Source organism: Acidovorax sp. KPB24-03, from assembly GCF_057546605.1.
In genome coordinates, this window is the sequence record NZ_BAAJYR010000154.1 from 1 (window position 1) to 8572 (window position 8572).

The 8572-nt window shown below is 69.0% G+C and carries 7 protein-coding genes and 2 pseudogenes; 5 read left to right on the plus strand and 4 right to left on the minus strand.

Annotation, left to right across the window (positions count from 1 at the left end):
- Positions 1-21: 21 nt before the first annotated feature.
- The 3 genes and pseudogenes from AC27KI_RS15365 to AC27KI_RS15375 all read right to left on the minus strand — a co-directional run bounded on the left by AC27KI_RS15365 (position 22) and on the right by AC27KI_RS15375 (position 1410).
- Positions 22-483 carry a hypothetical protein gene (locus AC27KI_RS15365; RefSeq protein WP_487114584.1) on the minus strand — a complete coding sequence of 154 codons (462 nt, stop codon included), beginning with the start codon at positions 481-483 and terminating at the stop codon, positions 22-24.
- A gap of 86 nt (positions 484-569) precedes the next feature.
- Positions 570-863, minus strand: a pseudogene (locus tag AC27KI_RS15370) (response regulator); the annotation flags it as partial.
- On the minus strand, positions 760-1410 hold the full coding sequence (locus tag AC27KI_RS15375) for a response regulator (RefSeq protein WP_317352481.1): 651 nt from the start codon (positions 1408-1410) through the stop codon (positions 760-762). The pseudogene AC27KI_RS15370 and the gene AC27KI_RS15375, both read right to left, overlap by 104 nt.
- A gap of 306 nt (positions 1411-1716) precedes the next feature.
- On the opposite strand from AC27KI_RS15375, the gene AC27KI_RS15380 reads away from it, so the two are divergent.
- On the plus strand, positions 1717-2505 hold the full coding sequence (locus AC27KI_RS15380; protein WP_487114586.1) for an ABC transporter substrate-binding protein: 789 nt from the start codon (positions 1717-1719) through the stop codon (positions 2503-2505).
- A 1-nt stretch (position 2506) separates the two neighbouring features.
- Positions 2507-5065, plus strand: a complete 2559-nt coding sequence (locus AC27KI_RS15385; protein ID WP_317352488.1) for an ATP-binding protein — start codon at positions 2507-2509, stop codon at positions 5063-5065.
- Positions 5066-5131: 66 nt separating this feature from the next.
- Here the strand turns inward: AC27KI_RS15385 and AC27KI_RS15390 are convergent, their stop codons facing one another.
- Positions 5132-6070: an isopenicillin N synthase family dioxygenase gene (locus AC27KI_RS15390; RefSeq protein WP_284430240.1), complete on the minus strand. Its 939-nt coding sequence runs from the start codon at positions 6068-6070 to the stop codon at positions 5132-5134.
- A gap of 674 nt (positions 6071-6744) precedes the next feature.
- On the opposite strand from AC27KI_RS15390, the gene AC27KI_RS15395 reads away from it, so the two are divergent.
- The 3 genes and pseudogenes from AC27KI_RS15395 to AC27KI_RS15405 form a co-directional block, all read left to right on the plus strand.
- Positions 6745-7773 (plus strand): ABC transporter substrate-binding protein, encoded by a 1029-nt coding sequence (locus tag AC27KI_RS15395; protein ID WP_487089575.1) that lies wholly within the window; start codon positions 6745-6747, stop codon positions 7771-7773.
- Positions 7774-7789: 16 nt separating this feature from the next.
- Positions 7790-8314 carry a nucleoside deaminase gene (locus AC27KI_RS15400; RefSeq protein ID WP_487089576.1) on the plus strand — a complete coding sequence of 175 codons (525 nt, stop codon included), beginning with the start codon at positions 7790-7792 and terminating at the stop codon, positions 8312-8314.
- Between the two features lie 88 nt (positions 8315-8402).
- Positions 8403-8572, plus strand: a pseudogene (locus AC27KI_RS15405) (urease accessory protein UreD); the annotation flags it as partial.

The window sequence follows — 8572 nt, forward strand, 5'->3', positions numbered from 1 at the left end:
CGTGCGGACGGGTCCTGAACGTCAGGGCGCCAGGTGGTCCCGCAGCGCCTTCCAGCCGGCCACGGCGGCCGGCACATCTTCGGCGATGGCGGCCTCTTCGAGGCGGCTGGCCACCCGATGGCCTTCGCTGCGGCCCAGCGTGAGCAGCACGGTGCGCAGGTTGTGCGCCAGCCGGCGCAGCGCGGCCAGGTCGGCCGCCGCCGCGGCCCGGTCGCCCTCTTCGCCATCCCTGGCGAACTGAACGAAGCAACGCTCGCGGTAGGCCTCGAACAGGGGGCGGTTGTTGGCGAAGTGCGTGGCCACCGCCAGGGCTTCATGGTCCGCCAGACCCGGCGCTGCGGCCGGGGCCGCCGGCCCTGTGGAGACGGGCGGCGCGGCCTGCAGGTTCTGGCCGGACAACTGCAGGGCATCCCGCACGCAACCCTGCAGATCGCCCACCGAGGCCGGCTTGGCCAGCGTGCGCCAGATGTTCGTCGACGCCAACTGCTCTCGCACCTTGTGTTCAATCCTGCGCTGAACACCACGACCTTGGCGCCCGCTGCGAGGGAGGGGTCGGCGGCCATGCGCTGGATCAGCCCCATGCCGGATTCCCCGGGCATCATGAGGTCGGTGATGACCAGCTGGACGCGGTGCTCCGCCAGGAACTGCAACGCCTGCTCCACGCTACTGCAGACCTGCAGCCGCACCGGCAGGTCGTCGAGCACCATGGCAACGAAGCGGGACACCAGGGCATCGTCTTCCACCAGGAGGACGACAGGTTCATCCATGGCGCAGCTTTTCAATGCAGGCCTGCAGCGCGCCGGGCAATTCGGCGACCAGCCGGGGCTTGTGGATGACAGACACGCCCTGCAGGGCGAAGGCATAGGGCGCGCGCTGCGACTCGTCGAGCGAGGTCACCACGATCAACTCGCTGCGCGCGAACTGGGAATGGGACCGCAGCGTGGTGATCAGGGTCGCGCCATCCAGTCCGGGCAGCAGGATGTCCACGATGAGGATGTCCGGCTGCAGTTGCCCGTACAGGGCCAGGCCGGCAATGCCGTCGTCTGCCACCTGCAGCCCCAGTTCGGGAAACTGCTGCTGCACGATGAGCTGGATGAGGTTCTGGAAGTGCGTCGAATCCTCGATGAGCAACAGCAGGGGCTTTTTCGGCGCGCCGGCCTCGGCCCCGGGCCGGGCGTCGTCCGCTCGTCGGTTGTGCGGCGGGGAGGGGGCGGCCTTGTTGCCCTGCAGCCATTGCTGAACGGACGCGCGGGAAATGCGCCGGTGTCCGCCGGGCGTCTTCCAGGCTTGGAGCTCCCCGCGGTCCACCATGAGTTGAACGGATCGAACGGCCATGCCGAGCAGCTTGGCCACCTCCAGGGTGGTGCAGTGATCGGTCAGATCGGAGATCTCAGGAGCAGATGTTGCCATGCGTGAATTGTGCCGCTGTTGGGTTCAAAACAAACAAATTTAAAGATGATAAAAATGATTTTTCTGATTAAAATCCGCCCATCGCGCCATTTTTTATTTCTATCATTTTCTCACCGCCCACGCCATGGTCATCACCGCTCGTCGCCCCCGCACCAGCGCCTGGCAAAAAGCCCGCTTCGCGCGCCCATGGATCGGGCAGGGGCCTATGATGCACGGACACCCCAGGCCGCCCTCCCGGCCGGCCTGCATCCCGAGGACATCGCGTGCCCTTTTCCCTGCAGGGCACGGCCCTGAAGAATGGATGGCATGAAGCGGATCGCCCTTTCCCTGTCGCTGCTGGTTTGCATGGCCGCGTGGCCGGCTGCAAAGGCCGAGTCGGTGTCCGACCGGGTGCGCTCGACCGGGGTCTTGCGGGTCTGCATCTGGCCCGACTACTACGGGGTGACCTACCGCCATCCTCGCACGCGGGAGTTGAAAGGCATCGACATCGACCTGTCGGCCGAACTCGCGAAAGACCTGGGCGCGCGCCTGGAGTACGTGGATTCATCCTTTCCATCGCTGGTGGCCGACCTCACCAGCCGCCGCTGCGATGTGGCCATGTCCGCCATCGCCGTGACGCCGCAGCGCCGGCAGGTGCTGGACTTCACGCAGCCCTACCTGCACAGCGACGTGTATGCCATCACCACCAAGAACAATGCGGTGGTCACGCAATGGGCCGACATCGACCAGCCCGGCGTGCGGGTCGGCGTGCAGCGAGGCACCCTGACGGGGCCGCTCATGACGGCGCAACTGCACCATGCGCGCGTGGTACCGGTCGACGCGCCGTCCACGCGCGAGCAGGAGCTCATCTCAGGCCGCGTGGATGTGTTCATGACCAATTATTTCTACAGCCGCCAGTTGCTGGACAACGCCAACTGGGCCAAGCTCCTCGTGCCGGAGCATTCGATCCAGGTCGTGCCCTACGCCTACGCGGTGCGTCCCGGCGATGGTGCGTGGCTGCGGCAGATGAACGACTTCGTGGTCCGCATCAAGCGCGATGGCCGGCTCAAGGCCGCCGCGGAAAAGAACGGCCTCGGCCAGGTGATCGAGCCCTGAAATGACGATGAAGCGCCGCGCCCCCTCCCCCCCATCGCCCGCGGCGGAACCGGCGCTGCGCTTTCGTGGGCTGCCTGCGAGCGGCCTTGTGCTGGCCGCCGGCGTGGCGGCCGCGCTGCTGGCCGCGGCCGCGATGGCCCTGCTGGCTGTGAACGACATGCGCGCGACGATGACCGCCAGCCAGGTACAGGCCCAGCTGCTGGCCCGAATCATCGAAGACCAGGCCGCCCGCACGTTCGATGCCGGCGACATGGCACTGGGCGTGCTCGCGCATTCGCAGGCACTGACCGAGGCACCCACCAGCACGCAGGCGATGGAGGTCGCGATGCGGCAGGTGCTGGCGGGGCTGCCCTTCATGCGCGGCGTGGCGGTGGTGGACACCAAGGGCCTGGTGGTCGCGAGCACCGTCAACGGCGAGGCCGGCACCTTCATCGACGTCACGGGCCTGGGGCCCTGGGTGGAGGAAGAACACCAGCGCATCGGCCCGCTGGTGCCGGGCCGCAGCCTGGGCAGCCTGCGCCGCACCACGCCCCCCGACGTGGCTCCGGCGGGCATGTCGTTCATACCGCTGCTGCGCGGCTTTCGCACCAACGGCGGCCGGGACATGATGCTCGTGGGGCTGGTCAACCCTGGCGCGCTGTCGAACTTCCAGTACCTCACGCTGGAGTCCCTGAGTTACGACGCGGTGATCGCCACCGACGACGGCCAGGTGCTGGCCAGCTCGGCGCCCGCCGCCGCCCTGGCCGGCCGGCGGATCGACCACCTGCCCGTCTTCCACAGTTACCTGCCCCACCGCGACTTCGCCAGCTACGTCGGCCAGGGCGTGCTGGGCGGCGACCGCATCCTGGCCTTTCGTGCCTCGCGCGACAAGCCGCTGGTGGCGATCGTGGAGGAGCCCTATGCGATGGCGCTGGACCGGTGGCTGCAGGAAGCCCGGAGCATGCTCGGCATCGGCCTGGCCGCCGTGCTGCTCGCCCTGGGACTGACCGCGACCGCCTGGCGCGGCCTGCGCGCGCGCGAGGCCGCGCAGCGCTCGATGAACCTTGCGCAACGCAAGATCGCACAGAGCCAGCACGATCTGGCGGTGCTCATCAGCAGCGTGCAGGAGCTGATCTTCCGCACCGATGCGCACGGCGTCATCACCTATGCCAACGCGCGGTGGGACACGATCAGCGGGCGCAGCCCCTCGCATGCCGTGGGGCAGACTCTGCCGGACATCGTGGACTCGATCAGCCGCAACGAGGTCCTGGCCATGCTCGACACCGAATCCACGGCGCAGGCGCGCACCTGCCAGGCCCTGATCCGCAGCGCCGATGGCCGACACCTGCTGTTCGAGCTGGCGGTGGTCCCGCTCGTGAGCGAAGGGCGCATTGCCGGCTTCGCCGGCAGCGCAGTGGACGTGACCGGCCGCTGGGAAGCGCAACTGAAGCTTCAGGCCCAGCTGGCCTTCCAGAACCTGCTGCTCGAAACCAACCCCCTGCCCATGTCCCTGACGGACAAGAACCATTGCGTGGTGCTCGTGAACCGCGCCTGGGAGGAATACAAGGGACGGGGCCGCGCGCAGGTGATCGGCGAGCGGCTGCATGCCTTCCTTCCGCCGGACGAGGCCAACGTCGTGGTGGAGGCGAACCAGTGCCTTCTGATGCAGGGCGGCAAGATGACGCTGGAGACCCGGCTGCTGCACGGCGACGGCACGCACCGCGACGCCCGCGTCTTCAAGGCGGCGCTGACCGACGAGATGGGCCATGCCACTGGCGTGCTCAGCATCCTGATGGACGTGACCGATTTCCGCATGGCCGAGCGAGCCATCCAGGAGGCGCGCACCGCGGCCGAGGAGGCCTCGCGCACCAAGTCGGAGTTCGTGGCCAACATGAGCCATGAGCTGCGCACGCCGCTGCAATCGATCATCGGGTTCGCCGAACTGGGCACGCTGCGCAGCCCGGCCGATGCGCGGCTGGCCGGCATGTTCAACGACATTCACGCGGCAGGGCAGCGCATGCTCACACTGGTCAACGACCTGCTGGATGTGGCCAAGATCGAAAGCACGGTGGGCACCTTCCACCTGGAGCGCACCGACCTGCGCGGGCTCATCCGCTCGGTAGCGCGGGAGTTCGACCCCCTGCTCGCCCGGCACCGGCTGTATCTGCATCTGGACCTGCCGGATCTGCCGCTGGTCGCCAAGGCCGATCCGCTGCGGTTCCAGCAGGTCGTGCGCAACGTGCTGGCGAACGCGGTCAAGTTCTCGCCCGGGGGATCGACCATCGAGCTGCGCGGCTTCATGGACGGCCTGGGGCAGATCCATATCGAGATCGAAGACAGCGGACCGGGCGTGCCCGAGGAGGAACTCGAGCGCATCTTCGAGGCCTTCATGCAGTCCAGCACGACGCGCGACGGCTCTGGCGGCACCGGCCTGGGGCTGGCCATCTGCCGCAAGATCGTCGAGGCCTTCGGCGGGCGCATCCATGCGAGCAACGCGGCCCAGGGCAGCGTGTTTCACATCATCCTGCCGGCGCGCGGCGCGTCCGAAACCATGCCGGCGCCGCTGACCTCGACGGTGTAGTGGCTGGGACCTGCTGCGGACTGGCTAAGCCCCGCGGCCAGGCCTTTCGAAAGCCGCCTGACGCGCTCAGTACTTCGCGAAATTCGCCGTGATGCGCTGGCGCAGGTAGTCGCCCGCGGTGATCGGCGGGTACTTGCGGCCCGGCCCTTCCACCACGGCATCCTCGTTCGCCTGGCAGAAGAACGCCAGGCTGTAGCGCGCGCCCTGGTATTCGTGGGGCAGCGGATTGCGCACGCGGTGGAAGTTGCTGGGCAACTGGTCATCGCTCCAGCGCGTCAGCATGTCGCCGATGTTGCAGGTGATGACGCCTTCGGCCGGCTCCACGCTGGTCCACTGGCGGCTCTCCATCTCCTTGCCGGGCAGCACCTGCAGCCCGCCCTGGCCTGGGCGCTGGAACAGCAGCGTGAGGCAGTCGAAGTCCGTGTGCGCGCCCGCGCGCCACAGGCCCAGCTCGTCCTTGAGCGCCGGGTCCACGGCGAAGTAATGGAGCATGCGCAGGGTGCTCTGGTAGGCCGCGCTCGACGGGTCGTGCGCGCGGGTGAAGAAGTCCGGATCGAACCCCAGCCGGTCCGCAAAGCACGACAGCAGCTGCATGCCCACGTGCCAGCACTGCGCCTCGAAGCGCAAGGTGGCTTCCTGGAACCCCGGCAGCTCAGCCTCGCTGGGCCACAGGCCCGCCATGCGAGGCCGGGTGACCTGGTAGGACTCCTTCTGGTCGGGCGTGCGCGTGGACGGGCGCACCTGCGCCTTGTGCTCCCAGCCGGCATTGCGCGCCAGCGGCCACTGCGCCTTGGTCTCGCGCGGCAGGTCGAAGAACGCCTCGGCGCGCGCGAAGGCGTTGCGGATGTCCTCCACGGCAATGCCGTGGCCGGTGACCTGGAAGAAGCCGATCTCGACCGAGGCGCTCCACAACTGCTCGGCGATCTCGGCCTTGCGGTGCTCGAAGTCGGACAGGTCGATGCGCCGGATTTCTCGGGCGCTGGTTTCAGCGCCCATGCCGCCCATGCGGGCTTCCTTTTCCAGTTCGCCGCGCACATCGGCGGTGGCGTCTGCGGGGTCGGCAGGGGAGATGGCGGGGAGGTTGGCGGTGCTCTGCTGCATGGCGGGTTTCCTCTTTGGATGAACCAAGGCCCATGGCGTACACGGCCAGGCAGGCACGCGCCACGGGGCTCTTGAAGGGGACAAAGGCGGCGACCGTCGGCACGCATTCGCCAGGACGGCAACGGCGCGCCGGCGGCCACCACCGGCTTCAAGAGCAATGACCCGCCGATGGCCCGCGCGGTGCGGGCCATCGGGCTGAACGCTTCTACTCTTGCGGGGCGTGCAAGCAAATCGCAGGCCAATCCGTGTGCAGCGGGTGGGCAGGTGCCATGGCGCAGCGGCTGCACGCGCCGCGCCGCCGCGCCTCACCGCAACGGGGACGGCCATGCACCAGCCGCGTGCCTGCCCCGCCGGGAATGCACCAGCGGCGACACGCCTCGGCCATGCCTCACCCACCCACCCCGATGGGGCTCGAACTGCGTTGTGCAGGCACGCTTCATGCAACGCCGCCTCCGAGTAGAAGCGTTCAGCCCGGCCCGTTCCCCCACGCGCCGTTGCCCGGAAATTGCTCAGTTCGCACCGATGCACGGCGCAGATGCGCCGTGGCCGGTCGTTACCCCGAACCTGGAGCCACCGCCATGCAACGCCGCCGATTCCTCGCCACCTCCGCCACCACCCTCCTGTCCGCCACCCTGGCCGCGCCCGCCGTGCATGCCCAGGGCAAGGCCACCACACCGCTCAAGTTCACGCTCGACTTCCGCGTGACCAGCCAGACCGCGCCGTTCTTCCTGGCCGCCGCCAACGGCTACTACAAGGACGAGGGGCTGGACGTGGCCATCGACGTGGGCTCGGGCTCCGTGGCCTCGATCACGCGCGTGGCCAGCGGGGCCTACGACCTGGGGCTGGGCGACATCAGCGCGCTGGCGGAGTTCCACGCGCAGAACGCCGATGCGCCGGTACAGGCCATCTACCAGTACTACAACCGCGCGCCCTTCGTCATCATCGGCCGCAAGGACCGCGGCGTGACCACCGACTTCCAGTCGCTCAAGGGCAAGCGCGTGGCCGCCGCCGCCGTGGAATCCACGCGCCGCAGCTGGCCCATGGTGGCGCGCCAGCTCAACACCAGCCCCGACCTGTTCCAGTGGGTGACCACCGACTTCAGCGCGCGCGACAACGTGATGGTGCGCGGCGACGTGGACGCGGCCACCTACTTCCACGACTCGGCAGTGTCCCTGTTCACCCGCATGCCGCCACAGGACCTGGCCGTGCTCGAGTACGGCAAGACCGGGCTCAACCTCTACGGCAACGCCATCCTGGCCGGCCGGCTGCTGCAGGAGCGGCCCGACGTGGCGCGGGCCTTCCTGCGCGCCACGAACCGGGCGCTGCGCGAGACGCTCTCCAACCCCGACGCGGCGATGGCCGCCATCAAGGCGCGCGAGCCCATCCTGAACATGGACATGGAACGCGCCCGCTGGGCCATTACCCGGCAGTACCTCGCCACGCCCGAGACGCAGGCCATCGGTCTGGGCGGCGTGCAGGCGGACGTGCTGGCGCGGCAGATCGACGAGATCGCCACCACGTTCGGCCTGGCCCGCAAGCCGGCGGCAGAGCGCGTGTTCAACCCGGCGTTCCTGCCCCCTGCGGCCGACCGCAAGGTGCCGGCCTGACAGCGGAGACCGCCCGATGAACATGCCTGCCTCCCCCACTTGCGAACTGCCCGAGGAAGTCCCCCTCGCCCCGCGCGACGGCCTGTACCTGCGCCGCGCCATCGCCCTTGCCGACCAGGCCCGCGCGCGTGGCAACCGCCCGTTCGGCGCCATCATCGTGGGTGCGGACGACCGCATCCTGGCCGAGGCCTGGAACGCCAACGGCGAGACCGGCGACTGCACGGCGCATGCCGAGACCTCGGCCGTGCGGCTGGCCAGCCCGCACCATCCGCGCGAGGCCTTCGCGCAGGCCACGCTGTATTCGTCCGGCGAGCCCTGCGTGATGTGCGCGGGCGCGATCTTCTGGGCCAACATCGGGCGCGTGGTGTACGGCATCGACGCCGTGCGGCTGCGCGCCTTTCGCGGCGAGCGGCTGGACCAGCGCGACGCCGAGCTGTCGTGCCGCGACGTGTTCGCGGCCTCGTCCCATGCCATCGAATGCATCGGCCCGGCGCTGATCGAGGAGTCCTCGGCCTCGCACCGGGGCGCGTGGAAAGCCTGAAGCCCATCCCCTGCGCCCGGTCGGCATCGAATCGGCCCGATGCCGGCGGATATCATGCCGGTCTAGCTCACGATTTGATAGCAACCGCATGACTTGGCACGCCCACCTGCAACTGGACTACCGCCGCGAGGCCGAGCGCACGGTGGCGCGCTTCGAACACGGCGGCCCGCTGCGCATCCTGCAAAGCCTGTACCCCGAAGGCGATGCGGTGTGCCACAACGTGCTGGTGCACCCGCCCGGCGGGTTGGTGGGGGGGCG

What these genes read in the sequence shown, in the direction of transcription:
- AC27KI_RS15375 (WP_317352481.1), bottom strand. Translation starts at nt 1,410, where the DNA reads ATGGCAACATCTGCTCCTGAGATCTCCGATCTGACCGATCACTGCACC.
- AC27KI_RS15380 (WP_487114586.1), top strand. Translation starts at nt 1,717, where the DNA reads ATGAAGCGGATCGCCCTTTCCCTGTCGCTGCTGGTTTGCATGGCCGCG.
- AC27KI_RS15385 (WP_317352488.1), top strand. Translation starts at nt 2,507, where the DNA reads ATGACGATGAAGCGCCGCGCCCCCTCCCCCCCATCGCCCGCGGCGGAA.
- AC27KI_RS15390 (WP_284430240.1), bottom strand. Translation starts at nt 6,070, where the DNA reads ATGGGCGGCATGGGCGCTGAAACCAGCGCCCGAGAAATCCGGCGCATC.
- AC27KI_RS15395 (WP_487089575.1), top strand. Translation starts at nt 6,745, where the DNA reads ATGCAACGCCGCCGATTCCTCGCCACCTCCGCCACCACCCTCCTGTCC.
- AC27KI_RS15400 (WP_487089576.1), top strand. Translation starts at nt 7,790, where the DNA reads ATGAACATGCCTGCCTCCCCCACTTGCGAACTGCCCGAGGAAGTCCCC.